This is a genomic window from Klebsiella sp. PK01 (assembly GCF_057624675.1).
The window spans coordinates 165,592-184,233 of record NZ_JBYEZM010000003.1 but is presented as its reverse complement, the minus strand read 5'-3'; the positions used below and the strand labels follow the sequence as shown (position 1 = coordinate 184,233).

At 56.4% G+C, this 18,642-nt stretch carries 18 protein-coding genes and 1 pseudogene; 16 read left to right on the top strand and 3 right to left on the bottom strand.

All coding sequences use genetic code 11. The features are described from left to right. Window positions 1-16 precede the first annotated feature (16 nt). On the bottom strand, window positions 17-1,126 hold the full coding sequence (locus tag AC22LX_RS10525) for an SDR family oxidoreductase (protein ID WP_045395337.1): 1,110 nt from the start codon (window positions 1,124-1,126) through the stop codon (window positions 17-19). Between the two features lie 512 nt (window positions 1,127-1,638). On the opposite strand from AC22LX_RS10525, the gene queE reads away from it, so the two are divergent. Together queE and AC22LX_RS10515 are read left to right on the top strand one after the other, a co-directional pair. Next, window positions 1,639-2,310 (top strand): 7-carboxy-7-deazaguanine synthase QueE, encoded by a 672-nt coding sequence (gene queE, locus AC22LX_RS10520; RefSeq protein WP_047044321.1) that lies wholly within the window; start codon window positions 1,639-1,641, stop codon window positions 2,308-2,310. A gap of 191 nt (window positions 2,311-2,501) precedes the next feature. Further along, a pseudogene (locus AC22LX_RS10515) lies at window positions 2,502-3,281 on the top strand (SDR family oxidoreductase); the annotation flags it as partial. Window positions 3,282-3,354: 73 nt separating this feature from the next. Here AC22LX_RS10515 and queD read toward each other — a convergent pair. Further along, on the bottom strand, window positions 3,355-3,720 hold the full coding sequence (queD, locus tag AC22LX_RS10510; protein WP_015369973.1) for a 6-carboxytetrahydropterin synthase QueD: 366 nt from the start codon (window positions 3,718-3,720) through the stop codon (window positions 3,355-3,357). 317 nt (window positions 3,721-4,037) lie between these two features. Here queD and cysJ point away from each other — a divergent pair, with 317 nt between their 5' ends. The 3 genes from cysJ to cysH all read left to right on the top strand — a co-directional run bounded on the left by cysJ (window position 4,038) and on the right by cysH (window position 8,385). Continuing rightward, window positions 4,038-5,837 carry an NADPH-dependent assimilatory sulfite reductase flavoprotein subunit gene (cysJ, locus tag AC22LX_RS10505; RefSeq protein WP_049060494.1) on the top strand — a complete coding sequence of 600 codons (1,800 nt, stop codon included), beginning with the start codon at window positions 4,038-4,040 and terminating at the stop codon, window positions 5,835-5,837. Then, on the top strand, window positions 5,837-7,549 hold the full coding sequence (gene cysI, locus AC22LX_RS10500; protein ID WP_015369975.1) for an assimilatory sulfite reductase (NADPH) hemoprotein subunit: 1,713 nt from the start codon (window positions 5,837-5,839) through the stop codon (window positions 7,547-7,549). The genes cysJ and cysI overlap by 1 nt, the downstream gene beginning before the upstream one ends. A 101-nt stretch (window positions 7,550-7,650) precedes the next feature. Then, window positions 7,651-8,385: a phosphoadenosine phosphosulfate reductase gene (cysH, locus tag AC22LX_RS10495; protein ID WP_015369976.1), complete on the top strand. Its 735-nt coding sequence runs from the start codon at window positions 7,651-7,653 to the stop codon at window positions 8,383-8,385. 73 nt (window positions 8,386-8,458) lie between these two features. On the opposite strand, the gene AC22LX_RS10490 is transcribed toward cysH, so the two are convergent. Further along, complete coding sequence (locus tag AC22LX_RS10490) at window positions 8,459-9,505, bottom strand: aminopeptidase (protein WP_049060795.1); 1,047 nt, start codon at window positions 9,503-9,505, stop codon at window positions 8,459-8,461. Window positions 9,506-9,751: 246 nt separating this feature from the next. Here AC22LX_RS10490 and cysG point away from each other — a divergent pair, with 246 nt between their 5' ends. The 11 genes from cysG to AC22LX_RS10435 all read left to right on the top strand — a co-directional run bounded on the left by cysG (window position 9,752) and on the right by AC22LX_RS10435 (window position 18,562). Next, window positions 9,752-11,158: a siroheme synthase CysG gene (gene cysG, locus AC22LX_RS10485; RefSeq protein WP_161801932.1), complete on the top strand. Its 1,407-nt coding sequence runs from the start codon at window positions 9,752-9,754 to the stop codon at window positions 11,156-11,158. Window positions 11,159-11,167: 9 nt separating this feature from the next. Next, entirely contained in the window at window positions 11,168-12,076 is a 909-nt protein-coding gene (cysD, locus tag AC22LX_RS10480; RefSeq protein WP_015369979.1) for a sulfate adenylyltransferase subunit CysD, read from the top strand. 9 nt (window positions 12,077-12,085) lie between these two features. Continuing rightward, on the top strand, window positions 12,086-13,513 hold the full coding sequence (cysN, locus tag AC22LX_RS10475) for a sulfate adenylyltransferase subunit CysN (RefSeq protein ID WP_047044277.1): 1,428 nt from the start codon (window positions 12,086-12,088) through the stop codon (window positions 13,511-13,513). Next, window positions 13,513-14,118, top strand: coding sequence for an adenylyl-sulfate kinase (gene cysC, locus AC22LX_RS10470; protein ID WP_047044279.1), 606 nt, complete (start codon window positions 13,513-13,515; stop codon window positions 14,116-14,118). Before cysN ends, cysC begins: the two co-directional genes overlap by 1 nt. Before the next feature lie 50 nt (window positions 14,119-14,168). After that, window positions 14,169-14,495, top strand: a complete 327-nt coding sequence (locus AC22LX_RS10465; RefSeq protein WP_047044281.1) for a DUF3561 family protein — start codon at window positions 14,169-14,171, stop codon at window positions 14,493-14,495. 138 nt (window positions 14,496-14,633) lie between these two features. Continuing rightward, window positions 14,634-14,945 (top strand): cell division protein FtsB, encoded by a 312-nt coding sequence (ftsB, locus tag AC22LX_RS10460; protein WP_015369983.1) that lies wholly within the window; start codon window positions 14,634-14,636, stop codon window positions 14,943-14,945. A 19-nt stretch (window positions 14,946-14,964) separates the two neighbouring features. Continuing rightward, window positions 14,965-15,675 (top strand): 2-C-methyl-D-erythritol 4-phosphate cytidylyltransferase, encoded by a 711-nt coding sequence (gene ispD / locus AC22LX_RS10455; protein WP_063447536.1) that lies wholly within the window; start codon window positions 14,965-14,967, stop codon window positions 15,673-15,675. Continuing rightward, window positions 15,675-16,154, top strand: coding sequence for a 2-C-methyl-D-erythritol 2,4-cyclodiphosphate synthase (ispF, locus tag AC22LX_RS10450; RefSeq protein WP_047044283.1), 480 nt, complete (start codon window positions 15,675-15,677; stop codon window positions 16,152-16,154). The genes ispD and ispF overlap by 1 nt, the downstream gene beginning before the upstream one ends. Further along, on the top strand, window positions 16,151-17,200 hold the full coding sequence (truD, locus tag AC22LX_RS10445; RefSeq protein WP_047044285.1) for a tRNA pseudouridine(13) synthase TruD: 1,050 nt from the start codon (window positions 16,151-16,153) through the stop codon (window positions 17,198-17,200). The genes ispF and truD overlap by 4 nt, the downstream gene beginning before the upstream one ends. After that, window positions 17,181-17,942 (top strand): 5'/3'-nucleotidase SurE, encoded by a 762-nt coding sequence (gene surE, locus AC22LX_RS10440; protein ID WP_015369987.1) that lies wholly within the window; start codon window positions 17,181-17,183, stop codon window positions 17,940-17,942. Before truD ends, surE begins: the two co-directional genes overlap by 20 nt. Further along, on the top strand, window positions 17,936-18,562 hold the full coding sequence (locus AC22LX_RS10435) for a protein-L-isoaspartate(D-aspartate) O-methyltransferase (protein WP_015369988.1): 627 nt from the start codon (window positions 17,936-17,938) through the stop codon (window positions 18,560-18,562). The genes surE and AC22LX_RS10435 overlap by 7 nt, the downstream gene beginning before the upstream one ends. Window positions 18,563-18,642: the final 80 nt, after the last annotated feature.

Here is an 18,642-nt window from a genome sequence, read left to right as displayed (position 1 = left end):
TATCCGCTATTTGCACTTACTTGAAATCGACGGCCATTTGCTGGGGGATAGAAAGCCCGCGGGTGGTTTGTACGCAGCGGTCGATATAATCGGTGAAACGCGGCGGTTTGGGCATGCCCATGCTCAGCAGCTTATCATTGCTGAAGCGGACGTTCAGCGTCGCGAAGGCGCCATACAGGCGCATCGCTTTGAGCATCAGGCGCTCGTTGCACGGGCCAAAAATATCCTTCAACTCACGGCGCATTTTAACCAGCGTCTCATAGCTGACCTGCGCGTATCGATCGCCTACCGGAGCCTGCTCCAGCGCTGAGGCCATCGCGCGGTCGATTTCCGCAAATTTCACGCTGTTTTCTTCTCCGGCGGAGATATGCACCACTTCGCCGCGCGCCAGCGGGCGCTGTAATAACATCAGCAGTGCGTCGGCGCAGTAGTCGACCGGGATAACATCAACGCGGTCTTCCAGGGAGCAGAGGAATTTTTGCAACATAAGCCCCATGCTGAACACCCAAAAAATGCTGCTGGAGGGCTGGCAACCGTGATGAGTATGACCAACGACGATAGAAGGGCGGGCGATGGCTAACGGTAACGTCGGGCACTGCTCCTGCATCAGGCGCTCAATCGTCGATTTGGAATGGGTATACTCCACCAGATGCTCGGCGTGCTCGCGGAATTCAGCGCTTTCAGCGACCAGCGAATCGGGCTCCGGGGTACAGGACATCGCGGTCCCGACGTGGAGAAAACGTTGTAGTCCAGCTACGCGGGACATCCGTTGGGCAAATTTGAACGTCCCTTCGACGTTCACTTTCCAGATGAGCGGGTTATTGCCAAATGAGGCGACGGCGGCGCTGTTGATAACGTGAGTGACCTGCTCCAGACGCGGGTCGCTCAGGAACGCCTCCGGGGATGACAAATCGCCGAGCAGGATCTGCCGGGTAGTTAATGCGGCCAGCTTCTCCTCTGCAATATTGAATTTACGCAGGTTTTCCTTCACCCGGGCCAGAGCCGCTTCATCGTTATTGGCTCGCACCAGGAGCAATAGATTAATCCCATTTTCGTTATTAAGGATATTTTCTAATACCGCTCCACCCAGAAATCCGGTAACGCCTGTAATTAATAATGTATTCATGAATGCAGTCTCTCATGGTTGGTCGACTGGATTCTAGGCGCGGAAAATTAAACGGAGATTAAATAAAAAATGCTGTAACCGTCGGTTTCTTAAGCTTATTTTAAGCTATGGAAATTAAGTGAATTGAATTGGACAGTATGCATAGATAAAAGATTCATTGTTTCATGTATCGGTTTGTACATCTTTGATTAATTGTGATTTTTTATCGATTTAGACAATCATAAATAATGCTATTACGATCATGAAAAACATTATTTGTTACATCTTTATCCGCACGCAGATACTTCTGAAGAGAGTAATCAATGAACGGGTTAATGAGTGAGTGTGGCACATGCTAAAATAATACTTAATATATCGTAAATACATTCTGTGCTTATTTCATAGTTCGCTAACTAATATAAAAAGAGGGTTTACGCCCCGCTGACCATGGGCTCAGGTAAGCGCAGCTGAGGACAAGACCTGAGCGCCTGAATCTGCGATAATACCTTTTTACCACCTGAACAGAGATGACTATGCAGTACCCGATTAACGAGATGTTCCAGACCTTGCAAGGCGAGGGTTACTTTACCGGCGTGCCTGCCATTTTTATTCGTTTGCAGGGATGCCCGGTTGGTTGCGCCTGGTGCGATACCAAACATACCTGGGATAAGCTGGCCGATCGGGAAGTGTCTCTATTTAGTATCCTCGCTAAAACCAAAGAGAGCGATAAGTGGGGCCCGGCGACCAGCGACGATCTGCTGGCAATCATTGGCCGTCAGGGGTGGACCGCCCGTCACGTAGTGATTACCGGCGGCGAACCTTGCATTCACGATCTTACGCCGTTGACCGACCTGCTTGAGCAAAACGGTTTCAGTTGCCAGATTGAAACCAGCGGCACCCATGAAGTGCGCTGCAGCCACAATACCTGGGTTACGGTCTCGCCGAAGGTGAACATGCGCGGCGGCTACGATGTGCTCTCTCAGGCGTTGCAACGTGCAGATGAAATCAAGCATCCGGTTGGCCGCGTGCGCGATATCGAAGCGCTGGATGAACTGCTGGAAACGCTGGCAGATGAAAAGCCGCGGATTATTGCATTACAGCCGATTAGCCAAAAAGAAGACGCGACGCGTCTGTGCATTGAGACCTGTATCGCCCGGAACTGGCGGTTATCCATGCAGACGCATAAATACCTTAACATCGCCTGATCCCCACTCTATTTGCCGGGTAGGTGGCTCACCGCCCGGCAGCTCTCTTCTTCATATATGAATTCATCTTCGCATTTGGCTCCAGCGCTGGGGTTGAGATACGCCGTCATGACAGCAATGCTATCATTGGCGCGTTAATTCAGCCGCCTCAGGCGGGCTATTGATACGTTGACTTAAGGAATGAGTTAACCATGCAGCCAATTGATCCACCCACTGCCTTCTCTATGGACTTCTTCTCGCTCAAGGGGAAAACCGCTATCGTTACCGGCGGCAATAGCGGCCTTGGTCAGGCTTTTGCCGTCGCCCTGGCGACAGCCGGCGCGAATCTGTTTATTCCCGCTCTGCGCGAAGAACATACTCTAACCCGCGAACTTATCGAACAGCAGGGCGTTGAGATGGAATTCATGCTGGCGGATATCACCGATGTCGGCATGCCGCAGCGGATTATCGCCACCTGCTGCGAGCGTTTTGGTACCGTTGATATTCTGGTGAACAATGCTGGTATTTGTCAGTTGAATAAGGTGCTGCGCTTTGGTCGCACAGACTGGGATCCGATGATCGAAACTAACCTGACGGCGGCATTTGAGCTCAGCCACGAAGCCGCTAAAATTATGGTCCCGCGGCGAAGCGGTAAGATTATTAACATCTGCTCGGTGTTTTCTTATCTCGGCGGCAGCTGGTCGCCGGCCTATGCCGCCACCAAACATGCGCTGGCTGGATTAACCAAAGCCTACTGCGATGAGCTGGGCCCATATAATATCCAGGTCAACGGCATCGCGCCCGGCTATTACGAAACCGAAATGACCGCTATTACCCGCAGCATCCCAAAAGAGAACCGACGCGTGCTGGCGCATATACCCGCTGGCCGTTGGGGAGAAGCAGAGGATTTAATGGGCGCCGTTGTTTTCCTCGCCAGCCGGGCCTCGGACTACGTCAACGGTCATATTCTGGCGGTGGATGGCGGCTATCTGGCGCTGATTCACACGGCGTTGGATGAAATAGAAAACCGCCAGGGCAGCAGCCCGATGGCGGATAAGCAGGGAATTACTCGCCGCGATAGACGCAGCCTGCGGTGCAAGTCTCTTTCACCATTACCGCGCTCAGCAGAGGAACCAGCGGTTTCATTTGATCCCAAATCCATTTGGCCAACACTTCGCTGGTGGGGTTCTCCAGTCCTGGAATATCGTTCAGGTAATAGTGGTCTAAACGATCGTAAGTCGGTTTAAACGCGGCTTTCAGCTCGGCGAAATCCATGATCCACCCGGTATGGGGATCGACTTCACCGGTAATCTCCAGACGCACCATAAAAGAGTGACCATGCAGGCGACCGCATTTGTGGCCTTTCGGTACGTGCGGCAGGTGGTGGGCGGCTTCGAAGGTGAAATCTTTAAACAGCGTGGTGGACATCATTAACTCTCAACAGGACGAAAAAAACCGCCGTAGGGTACCGGAAAGTACATTTTTTAGCATTAACTAAAACGGCCCTGAACGCAAAATCACCGTTTTTGCGCTTTTTTGTTGATTCAATTTCTTTCTTTTCAATGGATTAACTAATCGGTTTTGTTGTTAATAACTATAACTAAAACAGGTTAGTCCATTTGGTTATTTGTTATTTCCATCCCTTCTTTAATTGTTAGTATGCCCGCCGTTAACCTTACAATCTCTTCTGTTTTTGTCGCGCTGACAGGGCGTGAATAACAGCTTTGCTTACTGGAACATAACGACGCATGACGACACAGGCCCCACCTTCCAATCTGCTGCCGCTTAACCCGGAGCAACTGGCGCGCCTACAGGCGGCCACGACCGACTTTACGCCAACCCAACTGGCTTGGGTATCCGGCTACTTCTGGGGCATGCTGAACCAGCAGCCCGGCGCCGCGGTAAGCGCGCCCGCTAAGGCGGTAGAAGCGCCGGCCATCACCCTGATTTCCGCTTCGCAAACCGGCAACGCGCGTCGGGTTGCTGAAGCGCTGCGCGACGATCTGCAGGCCGCGCAGCTGAATGTGAAACTGGTGAACGCTGGCGACTATAAATTCAAACAAATCGCCGGTGAAAAACTGTTGGTCGTGGTGACGTCGACCCAGGGCGAAGGTGAGCCGCCGGAAGAAGCCGTCGCATTGCATAAATTCCTGTTTTCAAAGAAAGCGCCGAAGCTTGATGGCACCGCCTTCGCGGTGTTTGGTCTCGGCGATACCTCCTATGAGTTTTTCTGCCAGTCCGGCAAAGATTTCGACAGCAAACTGGCCGAGCTGGGCGGCGAACGCCTGCTCGATCGCGTTGATGCCGACGTTGAATATCAAGCCGCGGCGGCGGAATGGCGCGCTCGCGTAGTGGATGTGCTGAAGGCGCGCGCGCCGACGGCTGCGCCGGCCCAGCTTGCTACCAGCGGCGCGGTCAATGAAATTCACACCAGCCCATATACTAAAGAAGCGCCGTTGACGGCGACGCTTGCAGTGAATCAGAAAATAACCGGTCGCGACTCGGAAAAAGATGTCCGTCATATCGAGATCGATCTGGGTGATTCCGGCCTGCGTTATCAGCCGGGAGACGCTCTTGGCGTCTGGTACCAGAACGATCCGGCGCTGGTCAAAGAGCTGGTGGAGCTGCTGTGGCTGAAAGGTGATGAACCGGTTACGGTAGAAGGCAAAACGCTGCCGCTGGCGCAAGCGCTGGAGTGGCATTTTGAGCTGACGGTCAATACCGCCAATATTGTTGAGAACTATGCCACCCTGACCCGCAGTGAAACGCTGCTGCCGCTGGTCGGCGATAAAGCGCAGCTGCAGCACTACGCCGCCACGACGCCTATCGTCGATATGGTGCGCTTCTCGCCGGCACAGCTGGACGCAGAAGCCTTAATCGGCCTGCTTCGTCCGTTGACGCCGCGCCTCTACTCTATTGCTTCCTCGCAGGCGGAAGCGGAAAACGAAGTTCACGTTACCGTTGGCGTCGTGCGTTATGACATCGAAGGCCGCGCCCGCGCCGGCGGCGCGTCCAGCTTCCTCGCCGACCGCGTGGAAGAAGATGGTGAAGTGCGCATCTTTATCGAACACAATGACAATTTCCGTCTGCCTGCTAACCCGCAAACCCCGGTTATCATGATTGGCCCTGGAACCGGGATCGCGCCGTTCCGCGCCTTTATGCAGCAGCGCGCGGCGGAAGGGGCGGAAGGGAAGAACTGGTTGTTCTTCGGCAATCCGCACTTCACGGAAGATTTCCTCTATCAGGTGGAATGGCAGAGCTACGTCAAAGAGGGCGTGCTGAGCCGTATCGACCTGGCCTGGTCCCGCGATCAACAACAAAAAGTCTATGTACAGGACAAACTGCGCGAGCAGGGGGCTGAAGTGTGGCGTTGGATTAACGACGGCGCCCATATTTATGTCTGCGGCGATGCCAATCGTATGGCGAAAGACGTCGAGCAGGCGTTACTGGAAGTGATTGCCGAATACGGCGCGATGGACGCCGAAGCGGCGGACGAATTTTTAAGTGAGCTGCGCGTTGAGCGCCGTTATCAGCGAGATGTCTACTAATGAGCGAAAAACATCCTGGCCCGCTGGTGGTCGAAGGTAAACTCTCCGACGCCGAGCGTATGAAGATCGAGAGCAACTACCTGCGCGGCACCATTGCGGAAGATTTAAATGACGGCCTGACCGGCGGTTTTAAAGGCGACAACTTCCTGCTCATCCGCTTCCACGGCATGTACCAGCAGGACGACCGCGATATTCGCGCGGAACGCGCGGCGCAGAAACTGGAGCCGCGCCACGCGATGCTGCTGCGCTGCCGTCTGCCGGGCGGCGTTATCACCACCAAACAGTGGCAGGCGATCGATAAGTTCGCCGCGGATAACACCATCTACGGCAGTATTCGCCTGACTAACCGTCAGACTTTCCAGTTTCACGGTATTCTGAAGAAGAACGTGAAGCCGGTGCATCAGATGCTGCACTCCGTTGGGCTGGACGCGCTGGCGACCGCCAACGACATGAACCGTAACGTGCTGTGCACCTCGAACCCGTTTGAGTCGCAGCTGCATGCCGAAGCCTACGAGTGGGCGAAGAAGATCTCCGAGCATCTGTTACCGCGTACTCGCGCCTATGCTGAGATCTGGCTGGATCAGGAAAAGGTCGCCACCACCGATGAGGAACCGATCCTCGGCCAGACCTATCTGCCGCGTAAATTCAAAACGACGGTGGTGATCCCGCCGCAGAACGATATCGATCTGCACGCCAATGATATGAACTTCGTGGCGATTGCGGAAAACGGCAAGCTGGTTGGTTTTAACCTGCTGGTGGGCGGCGGTTTGTCTATCGAGCATGGGAATAAGAAAACCTATGCGCGAACCGCTAGCGAATTTGGCTATCTGCCGCTGGAGCACACTCTGGCGGTGGCGGAAGCGGTCGTGACCACCCAGCGTGACTGGGGTAATCGTACCGATCGTAAAAACGCGAAAACCAAATATACCCTCGAGCGCGTCGGCGTGGAGACCTTCAAGGCGGAAGTTGAGCGCCGTGCCGGGATCAAATTCGAACCGATTCGCCCTTACGAGTTTACCGGCCGCGGCGATCGCATCGGCTGGGTTAAAGGCATCGATAATAACTGGCACCTGACGCTGTTTATTGAGAATGGCCGTATTCTGGATTATCCGGGCCGCCCGCTGAAAACTGGCCTGCTGGAGATCGCGAAGATTCACAAAGGTGAATTCCGCATCACCGCCAACCAGAACCTGATCATCGCCAGCGTACCGGAAGATCAGAAAGCGCGGATCGAGAAACTGGCGCGCGATCATGGCCTGATGAATGCCGTCACGGCGCAGCGTGAGAACTCGATGGCCTGCGTGTCGTTCCCGACCTGTCCGTTAGCGATGGCTGAAGCCGAGCGTTTCCTGCCATCGTTTATCGACAAAGTGGAAGAGGTGATGAGCAAGCACGGCGTCGGTGATGAGCATATCGTAACCCGCGTCACGGGTTGCCCGAACGGCTGCGGCCGCGCGATGCTGGCGGAAGTTGGCCTGGTAGGGAAAGCGCCTGGCCGCTATAACCTGCATATCGGCGGCAACCGTAGCGGGACGCGCATCCCACGGATGTATCGTGAAAATATCACCGAGCCGGAGATCCTTGCTTCGCTCGACGAGCTGGTAGGGCGCTGGGCGAAAGAGCGCGAAGCGGGTGAAGGCTTCGGCGACTTTACGGTGCGTGCGGGCATCATTCGCCCGGTGCTCGATCCAGCGCGTGATTTCTGGGAATAACCTGAATTGCCGGATAGCGGCATGAATGCCTTATCCGGCCTACCATTCGCGTAGGCCTGATAAGCGAAGCGCCATCAGGCAAGGCACACAGTGAGGAATCTATGTCCAAACTCGATCTAAACGCGCTGAACGATCTGCCTAAAGTAGAACGCGTAATGGCGCTGGCGGAAGTTAACACTCAGCTGGAAAAACTCAGTGCCGAAGAACGCGTGGCATGGGCGCTGGAAAACCTGCCCGGCGACTATGCGCTCTCTTCAAGCTTTGGTATTCAGGCAGCGGTCAGCCTGCATCTGGTGAATCAGCTGCGCCCGGACATTCCGGTGATCCTGACCGATACCGGCTATCTGTTCCCGGAAACCTATCAGTTCATTGATGAATTAACCGAGAAGCTCAACCTGAACCTTAAAGTCTACCGGGCGACGGAAAGCGCCGCCTGGCAGGAAGCGCGTTATGGCAAACTGTGGGAGCAGGGCGTTGAAGGCATTGAGAAGTACAATGAAATCAACAAAGTTGAGCCGATGAACCGAGCGCTGAAGGAGCTTAATACCCGCACCTGGTTCGCTGGCCTGCGCCGCGAGCAGTCCGGCAGCCGGGCGCATTTGCCGGTGCTGGCTATCCAGCGCGGCGTCTTTAAGCTGCTGCCGATTATCGACTGGGATAACCGGACGGTTTATCAGTATCTGCAAAAGCACGGCCTGAAATACCACCCGCTATGGGAGCAGGGGTATTTGTCCGTCGGCGACACTCACACCACCCGTAAATGGGAACCCGGTATGGCGGAAGAAGAGACCCGCTTCTTTGGCCTCAAGCGCGAGTGCGGATTGCACGAAGGCTAAGCGATGCGCTATGCCGGAGAGTGTTATTCCAAAGCGGACACGCGGGCTATACCGCGGGTTCGCTTTGCGCAAATCAGTTTTTCTTCTCAACTTTCGCCAGCTCTTTCACCAGCGGCAGCATCACTTTGACTACATCGCGCCCGCGATGCTCGATCCTTCCCGGCAGCGCTTTGTCGATATACTGTTGGTTATCCAGTTGCACGTCATGCCAGCTGGTACCCTGCGGGAAGCTGCGGGTTTTACTGCGCTGCTGATATCCATCCTTTTTACCCAATGACCAGTTAGTCGCTTCCACGGAGAGTACCGGGATCCCGGCGCTGTCAAAAACGCTGGCGTCGTTACAGCAGCCAGTACCTTTCGGGAACTCCGGATTCAGCCCTGGATTGATGAACGCGGCAATGCCGTGGCTCCGGGCAATAGCCAACGCGCGATCGCGGGTCAGCTTACGTACCGATGCCGGCGTGCTGCGCCCGCTGTTGAAATAGAGCTTATCGCCGACCACCAGGTTATCGAGATTAATCACCAGCAGCGTGTTTTTCTTTTCCGCCTCGCTCATGCGTTTCAGCAAATTTTGCGCGCCCAGGCGGCCTTCTTCCTCGCCGCTGGTGGCGATAAAGCGAATGCCGTAACGGGTGGGGACGTTCTTTAAATGTTCCGCCAGCTCCAGTAATACGCCGAGCCCCATCGCATTGTCGTCGATCCCCTGCAGGGTCAGGCCGCCGAGGTTGTTCTCTACGTCTTTATCGCTCTGCGGGGCATAGGTATCGAGGTGCGCCATAATGATGATTTGCTGGCGAGACTGGCCCTCATGCGCGGCGATTACCGTACTGCCGGTGGCGTTGTGCCAGTTCTTACGTTGGTTGCTGTCGGTATAGATGTAGCGGGTATTGAAACTGCGCACGTCGCTCTGATAACCCATCTGGGCAAATTGTTGACGAAGATAATCGGCTGACAGCATCTCGGCCGGCGTACCGGTCATTCTTCCAGGGAAGACGGTAGCAATATGGCGGGCCTGCGTATTTGCGGTGTCGCCCAGGGCGCTGAATGCCGGAGCGGCGGAGAAGACAAAACCTGTGCCAAGCGCCAGCGGAAGCAGACGGCGGCACATCGCGGAAAACATAGTGGGTCCTTACACGAGCAAAACATTTCGACGGCGTTAGTATGAAACTGTGACGCCGCTTAAACAATTTCATTTGCTCTTAAATAGCGGAAAATGCGCGCGTTAAGCACTTTTTGATATTTAGATTTCCAGCTCGTTATTCTTTTGCGTCACAACTCATTCCATTTCGTAATTTCATTTGCTCAAAGCAGCCCCCTATAGTCCCTCTATTGCTGAATGTAAGAGAGTTGTTGCGCCGTGGATTACTTGCCCCTGTTTGCCGAGTTGAAAGAGAGACCCGTGCTGGTTATCGGCGGCGGTGAAATTGCCGTCCGCAAGATTAAATTCTTGCTGCGGGCGCAGGCGAAGGTACAGGTGGTCGCCGCCGTTCTGTCGCCGGAGCTCGCTGAACAGGTGGAACGTCAGCAAATTAGCTGGCGGGCGACCGCCTTTGATGAACAACAAGTGGACGATGTATTTCTGGTGATTGCCGCAACCGACGATCGTGAACTCAACCAGCGGGTGTTTGCCGCGGCTAACGCCCGCTACCGCCTGGTGAACGTGGTGGATGACCAGCCGCTGTGCTCATTCGTCTTTCCTTCTATTGTCGACAGGTCGCCATTGCTGGTGGCGATCTCCTCCAGCGGCAAGGCGCCGGTGCTGTCGCGCATTCTGCGAGAAAAAATCGAAGCGCTACTGCCCACCAATCTGGGGCGGCTGGCCGAAACGGCGAGCTACTGGCGCCATCATCTCAAAACCCGTCTGACCACCACCGAAGCGCGGCGTCGCTTCTGGGAGCGCGTTTTCACCGGGCGTTTTGCCAGCCTGATGGTGGCCGGTAACCACGCGGCGGCGGAGCGGGCGCTGCAGGATGAACTCGACAGACCGGAACGCAGCGTGGGCGAAATTATTCTGGTTGGCGCTGGGCCGGGAGATGCCGGGCTGCTGACGCTACGCGGACTGCAGGCGATTCAACAGGCGGACGTGGTGTTTTATGACCACCTGGTGACCGAGAGCGTGCGCGAGCTGGTGCGCCGTGATGCCGAAATGATCTGCGTTGGTAAGCGCGCGGGCGAGCACTCCGTACCGCAGCACGAAACGAATCAAATGCTGGTGGATGCCGCCAAAGCCGGGAAAACGGTGGTGCGCCTGAAGGGCGGCGACCCGTTTATTTTCGGGCGCGGCGCGGAAGAGCTGCAGGCGGCGGCCGCCGCCGGGATCCCCTTCCAGGTGGTGCCAGGCGTTACCGCCGCGGCGGGCGCGACGGCCTATGCCGGCATCCCGCTGACCCATCGCGATTATGCGCAAAGCGCAGTTTTCGTCACCGGTCACTATAAATCTGACAGCGCGCCGTTTGACTGGGCGCTGCTGGCGAAGAGCCAACAAACGCTGGCGATTTACATGGGCACCATGAAAGCGGCGGACATCAGCGCTCAGCTGATCGCCCATGGCCGCGACGCGAATACCCCGGTGGCGGTGATTTCCCGCGGCACCCGCGAGGATCAGCAGACGCTGACCGGCACGTTACAACAGCTCGAACATCTGGCGAAAGATGCCCCAATGCCCGCGCTACTGGTGGTGGGCGAAGTGGTACAGCTGCATCAGCAGCTCGCCTGGTTTCAACACACAACATCTAGCGAGGGGTTTAACTCTTCGGTGGTAAATCTGGCTTAAGGAACGGTTATGGACCAAAAACGACTCACTCACCTGCGGCAACTGGAGGCGGAAAGCATCCATATCATTCGTGAGGTGGCCGCCGAATTCTCTAACCCGGTGATGATGTATTCCATCGGTAAAGATTCCAGCGTAATGCTGCATCTGGCGCGCAAAGCGTTTTATCCGGGAACCCTGCCGTTCCCGCTGCTGCACGTCGATACCGGCTGGAAATTCCGTGAGATGTACGAGTTCCGTGACCGTACCGCCAAAGCCTACGGCTGTGAACTGCTCGTGCATAAAAACCCGGAAGGGGTGGCGATGGGCATCAACCCGTTCGTTCACGGCAGCGCCAAGCACACCGATATCATGAAAACCGAAGGCCTGAAGCAGGCGCTGAACAAATATGGCTTTGATGCCGCATTCGGCGGCGCGCGTCGCGATGAAGAGAAATCCCGCGCTAAAGAGCGAATTTACTCCTTCCGCGATCGTTTCCACCGCTGGGACCCGAAAAATCAGCGTCCGGAGCTGTGGCACAACTACAACGGTCAGATTAACAAAGGCGAAAGCATTCGCGTCTTCCCGCTCTCTAACTGGACCGAGCTGGATATCTGGCAGTACATCTACCTGGAAAATATTGAAATCGTCCCGCTGTACCTGGCGGCAGAACGCCCGGTACTGGAGCGCGACGGCATGCTGATGATGATCGATGACGACCGTATCGATCTGCAGCCGGGCGAGATGATCAAAAAGCAGATGGTACGCTTCCGTACCCTCGGCTGCTGGCCGCTGACCGGCGCGGTAGAGTCCAACGCGCAAACGCTGCCGGAAATTATTGAAGAGATGCTGGTATCCACCACCAGCGAACGTCAGGGGCGCGTCATTGACCGCGACCAGGCAGGCTCCATGGAGCTGAAAAAACGTCAGGGTTATTTCTAAGGAGCCGCCATGAACACTACGATTGCACAACAAATTGCTAATGAAGGCGGCGTAGAAGCTTACCTGCACGCGCAACAGCACAAAAGCCTGCTGCGTTTTCTGACCTGCGGCAGCGTCGATGACGGCAAAAGCACCTTGATTGGCCGTCTGCTGCACGATACGCGCCAGATTTATGAAGATCAGCTCTCTTCCTTGCACAATGACAGCAAGCGCCACGGTACTCAGGGCGAGAAACTGGATCTGGCGCTGCTGGTTGATGGCCTGCAGGCCGAGCGCGAGCAGGGCATCACCATTGATGTCGCCTATCGCTACTTCTCGACCGAAAAACGCAAATTTATCATTGCCGACACCCCGGGCCACGAGCAGTACACCCGTAATATGGCGACCGGCGCGTCCACCTGCGATCTGGCGATCCTGCTGATTGACGCCCGCAAAGGCGTGCTCGACCAGACTCGCCGCCACAGCTTTATCTCCACGTTATTAGGGATTAAGCACCTGGTGGTCGCGGTGAACAAAATGGATCTCGTCGAGTTCAGCGAAGCGCGCTTCAATGAAATTCGTGAAGATTATCTGACCTTCGCCGAACAACTGCCGGGCAAGCTTGATATCCGTTTCGTGCCGCTGTCGGCGCTGGAAGGAGATAACGTCGCCACACAGAGCGACAAAATGCCGTGGTACAGCGGCCCGACGCTGCTGGAAGTGCTGGAAACCGTTGACATCCAGCGCGATGTCGAAAGCCAGCCGCTGCGCTTCCCGGTGCAGTATGTGAACCGTCCGAACCTGGATTTCCGCGGCTTCTCCGGCACTGTCGCTTCCGGTACGGTCACCGTTGGCCAGCGTCTGAAGGTGCTGCCGTCGGGCGTGGAGTCGAACGTGGCGCGTATTGTCACCTTTGACGGCGACCTGCCGCAGGCCGGGGCGGGGGAAGCGATCACTATCGTCCTGAAAGATGAAATCGACATCAGCCGCGGCGATTTGCTGGTTGACGCCGAAGCCTCGCTGCCTGCGGTACAAAGCGCCAGCATCGACGTCGTGTGGATGGCGGAACAGGCGCTGTCGCCGGGTCAGAGCTATGACATTAAAGTGGCTGGCAAGAAAACCCGCGCCCGCGTTGACGCTATCCGCTATCAGGTCGACATCAATAATCTGACCCAGCGTGAAGTCGAAGCGCTGCCGCTGAACGGCATCGGGCTGGTGGAGCTGACCTTTGACGAGCCGCTGGTGCTCGATCCGTATCAGGACAACCCGGTGACCGGCGGGCTTATCTTTATCGATCGCCTGAGCAATGTGACGGTTGGCGCGGGAATGGTCAACGAACCGCACCTGCAGGCGCAGGCTCCGACGTCGCAGTACAGCGCGTTTGAGCTGGAGCTGAATCAGCTGATTCGTAAACACTTCCCGCACTGGGACGCACGCGATCTGCTGGGAGGCAAGTAATGGCCCGGCATGACGAAAACGTCGTCTGGCATGCGCATCCGGTGACCCGCGAGCAGCGCGAGCAGCATCACGGCCATCGCGGCGTGGTGCTGTGGTTTACCGGCCTCTCGGGGTCGGGTAAATCCACCGTCGCCGGGGCGTTGGAGGAGGCGCTGCACGAGCTTGGCGTTAGCACCTACTTGCTTGACGGCGATAATGTGCGTCACGGGCTGTGTAGCGATCTGGGATTCAGTGACGACGATCGCAAAGAGAACATTCGCCGCGTTGGTGAAGTAGCTAAGCTGATGGTCGATGCCGGGCTGGTTGTATTGACCGCGTTTATATCTCCGCATCGTGCGGAACGGCAGATGGTGCGCGAGCGTTTGGGGGAAGGACGCTTTATCGAAGTGTTTGTCGATACCCCTCTGGCCACTTGTGAGACGCGGGATCCGAAAGGATTGTACAAGAAGGCGCGGGCAGGGGAGTTGCGTAATTTTACCGGTATCGATTCGGTCTATGAATCCCCGGAGAATGCTGAAATTCATCTGGATGGTGAACAATTGGTAACAAATTTGGTGCACCAACTATTAGACCTGCTTCGACAGAGCGATATTATCAGATCCTGAAAAGGCAACGGCATCGAGGGGTGCCGGTCGCCCGGTCAACAGGATTCAATATGCGCAATACCCAGAACCTCAGTATTATTCGTTCAGAACCGCCTCCGGCGGCCGGCGACGAGACCACCTGGTCTTTGTCAGGCGCCGCCGTGGGCTTTATTTCATGGCTGCTGGCGCTGGGTATTCCCTTCCTCATGTATGGCGGTAATACGCTCTTTTTCTTCCTCTATACCTGGCCTTTCTTCCTTGCCATTATGCCGGTCGCCGTGGTGGTCGGTATTGCGCTACATTCATTACTGGACGGCAAACTGATCTACAGCGTTTGCGCGACGATTTTAACTGTCGGGCTAATGTTTGGTCTGCTGTTCCTCTGGCTGTTGGGATAGCCTTTTTGGGATGAATCAAGCCTGGGTATCCATCGCAAAAATGTGGTACAGTCCCCGCGTTACGCGGCATCGTCCGCGCGCCAGGGTAGAGTACTCCGGCGAGTTATGGGATGATGATGCCGTTTTTCAGGGGGCAGGATGGGTAAATTAACGCTGCTATTATTAGCTTTGCTGGTCTGGCTACAGTACTCGCTGTGGTTTGGCAAAAATGGTTTGCACGACTATAGCCGGGTTAATGACGATGTCTCCGCTCAGCAGGCCACTAACGCCAAATTAAAAGCGCGCAACGATCAGCTTTTCGCCGAAATTGACGATCTCAACGGCGGTCAGGAAGCGATCGAAGAACGCGCGCGCAATGAACTCAGCATGACCCGCCCGGGCGAAACGTTCTATCGTCTGGTGCCGGATGCCTCAAAACGCAATCAGGGTTCTGCGCAGAATAATCGATAAACAAGCCCAGGATGACAATATGGCAGCCACTTTTCCGGGCGTTTGCGCCGTGGTGCCGGCAGCCGGTTTTGGCCGCCGTATGCAAACGGAGTGCCCGAAACAATATCTCTCAATCGGTAACAAAACGATTCTCGAACATTCGGTCGCCGCGCTGCTGGCGAACGAACGCGTTCAGCGGGTGGTGATCGCCGTCAGCCCTGGCGACATCCGCTTTAGTCAACTTCCCTTAGCCCTCCATCCGCAGGTCACCGTCGTTGACGGCGGCGCTGAGCGCGCCGATTCGGTTCTGGCGGGGCTGAAAGCCTTAGCGGATGCGCAATGGGTGCTGGTTCATGATGCCGCGCGTCCGTGCTTGCATCAGGATGATCTCTCGCGGCTGCTGGCGCTAAGCGCGACCAGCCGCGTCGGCGGCATACTGGCGGCGCCGGTGCGCGATACCATGAAGCGTGCCGAACCGGGCAAAACCGCGATCGCCCATACCGTCGAACGCAATGATTTATGGCATGCGCTGACGCCGCAATTTTTCCCTCGAGAACTGCTATTTGACTGCCTGACGCGCGCGCTGGATGAAGGCGCGACCATCACCGATGAAGCGTCGGCGCTGGAGTACTGTGGCTTCCATCCCGAATTGGTCGCCGGACGAGCTGATAATATTAAAGTAACGCGCCCGGAAGATCTGGCGCTGGCCGAATTTTACCTTACCCGTTCCCGACACCAGGAGAAGGCTTAATGCGAATTGGACACGGTTTTGACGTACACGCTTTTGGCGGTGAAGGGCCAATTATTATTGGCGGGGTACGTATTCCTTATGAGAAAGGGCTGCTCGCCCATTCCGATGGCGACGTCGCGCTGCATGCGCTGACCGACGCGCTGCTGGGCGCCGCGGCGCTGGGCGATATCGGCAAACTGTTCCCGGATACCGATCCGGCCTTTAAAGGCGCGGATAGCCGCGAGCTGCTGCGTGAAGCGTGGCGGCGGATTCAGGCGAAGGGATATACCCTTGGCAACGTTGACGTCACCATCATTGCCCAGGCGCCAAAAATGCTGCCGCATATCCCGCAGATGCGCGTATTTATCGCCGAAGATCTCGGTTGCCATATGGACGACGTCAATGTGAAAGCGACCACCACCGAGAAGCTTGGCTTCACCGGCCGTGGCGAAGGCATCGCCTGTGAAGCGGTGGCGCTGCTGCGTAAGGTTACGCAATGATCGCCTTTGATGACTTAACATACCTGCACGGCAAGCCGCTCAGCCAGGGGCGGCTGAAGGCCAATCCGGAAGACTTTCTGGTGGTCGAAGACCTCGGTTTCGCCCCCGATGGCGAAGGCGAACATGTGCTGGTGCGGATTCTGAAAAATGGCTGCAACACCCGTTTCGTTGCCGACGCGCTGGCGAAATTCCTTAAAATCCATGCGCGCGAAGTGAGCTTTGCCGGGCAAAAGGATAAGCACGCGGTCACCGAACAGTGGCTGTGCGCCCGCGTGCCGGGCAAAGAGATGCCGGATCTGAGCAAATTTCAGCTCGAAGGCTGCCAGGTGCTGGAGTATGCCCGCCATAAGCGTAAGCTGCGTTTAGGCGCGCTGAAGGGCAACCAGTTCACGCTGATCCTGCGGGAAATCAGCGATCGCGACGATGTCGAAAAGCGTTTGCAGGCGATTGCCGCCGGCGGCGTGCCGAACTACTTCGGCGCGCAGCGCTTTGGTATCGGCGGTAGCAACCTGCAGGGCGCATTGCGCTGGGCCGAGAGCGGCGAGCCGGTGCGCGATCGCAATAAACGCAGTTTTTGGTTGTCGGCGGCACGCAGCGCGTTGTTTAATCAGCAAGTTGCAATTAGATTAAAAAAAACGGAATTTAATCAGGTTGTTGATGGCGATGCGCTACAATTAGCGGGGCGCGGAAGCTGGTTTGTGGCAACCACCGAAGAGTTGGCGGAATTACAGGCGCGGGTCGATAACCGCGAGCTGATGATTACCGCTGCGCTGCCGGGCAGCGGCGACTGGGGCAGCCAACGCGACGCGCTGGCCGCCGAGCAAGCCGCGATAGCCGAAGAAACGTCGCTACAGGCGCTGCTGGCGCGCGAAAAAGTTGAAGCCGCGCGCCGGGCGATGCTGCTGTATCCGCAGCAATTGTGCTGGAACTGGTGGGATGATGTCACTGTTGAACTGCGCTTCTGGCTGCCAGCGGGAAGTTTTGCCACCAGCGTGGTAAGGGAACTTATCAATACAACGGGTGACTATGCGAATATTGCTGAGTAACGATGACGGTATCCACGCGCCGGGGATCCAAACCCTGGCGAAGGCCTTACGCGAATTTGCCGAGGTCCAGGTTGTTGCACCCGATCGTAATCGCAGCGGCGCCTCAAACTCGCTCACGCTGGAATCTTCGCTACGCACGTTCACCTTTGAAAATGGCGATATCGCCGTCCAGATGGGCACGCCGACCGACTGCGTGTATCTCGGCGTTAACGCGCTGATGCGTCCGCGTCCGGATATCGTGGTCTCAGGAATCAACGCGGGCCCCAATCTTGGCGATGATGTCATTTATTCCGGCACCGTCGCGGCCGCGATGGAAGGCCGCCATCTTGGTTTTCCCGCCCTTGCCGTTTCGCTGAACGGCTATCAACATTACGACACCGCGGCGGCAGTGACGTGCACCATTCTGCGCGCGTTAAGCCGCGAGCCGCTGCGTACCGGGCGGATCCTCAACATCAACGTGCCGGATCTTCCCCTCGAGCAAATCAAAGGTATTCGCGTTACCCGTTGCGGCAACCGTCATCCGGCCGACCAGGTCATTCCGCAAAAAGATCCGCGCGGTAATACGCTGTACTGGATCGGCCCGCCGGGTGATAAGCGCGATGCCGGGCCGGGGACCGATTTTGCGGCGGTGGATGAAGGCTATGTTTCCGTAACGCCATTGCATGTCGATTTAACCGCTCATCAGGCACATGAGGTGGTGACCGATTGGTTAGAACGCGTCGGGGTTGATACGCAATGGTAAGTAAACGTGTTGAAAGTTTGTTGAATCAGCTACGCACTCAGGGCATCGTCGATGAGCGAGTCCTCGAGGCAATCGCGCAGGTTCCGCGCGAAAAATTCGTTGATGAAGCCTTTGAACATAAGGCGTGGGAAAACACCGCGCTGCCGATTGGCCAGGGGCAAACTATCTCGCAGCCCTATATGGTGGCGCGGATGACGGAGCTTCTGGAATTGACGCCGGACTCAAGGGTGCTGGAAATCGGCACCGGCTCCGGCTATCAGACGGCGATCCTGGCGCACCTCGTGCACCACGTCTGCTCGGTCGAGCGGATTAAGAGCCTGCAGTGGCAGGCGCGTCGGCGTCTTAAACAACTTGATTTACATAATGTTTCAACCCGTCATGGCGATGGATGGCAGGGTTGGCAGGCTCGCGCGCCTTTTGACGCGATTATCGTCACCGCCGCGCCGCCGGAAATTCCGGCCGCGCTGATGGCGCAGCTTGATGAAGGCGGCGTGCTGGTTTTGCCGGTCGGTGAAGAACATCAGTATCTGAAGCGGATCCGTCGCCGCGGCGGCGAGTTTTTCATCGATACCGTCGAAGCCGTTCGCTTTGTTCCGCTCGTCAGAGGGGAGCTGGCCTGAACCCGGATTATTCCAGGTTTTTTTTGCCTAAGTTTAGGCGTAGGGTGGACACATTTTTCAGTGTCCTGGCCGGGCGCTGC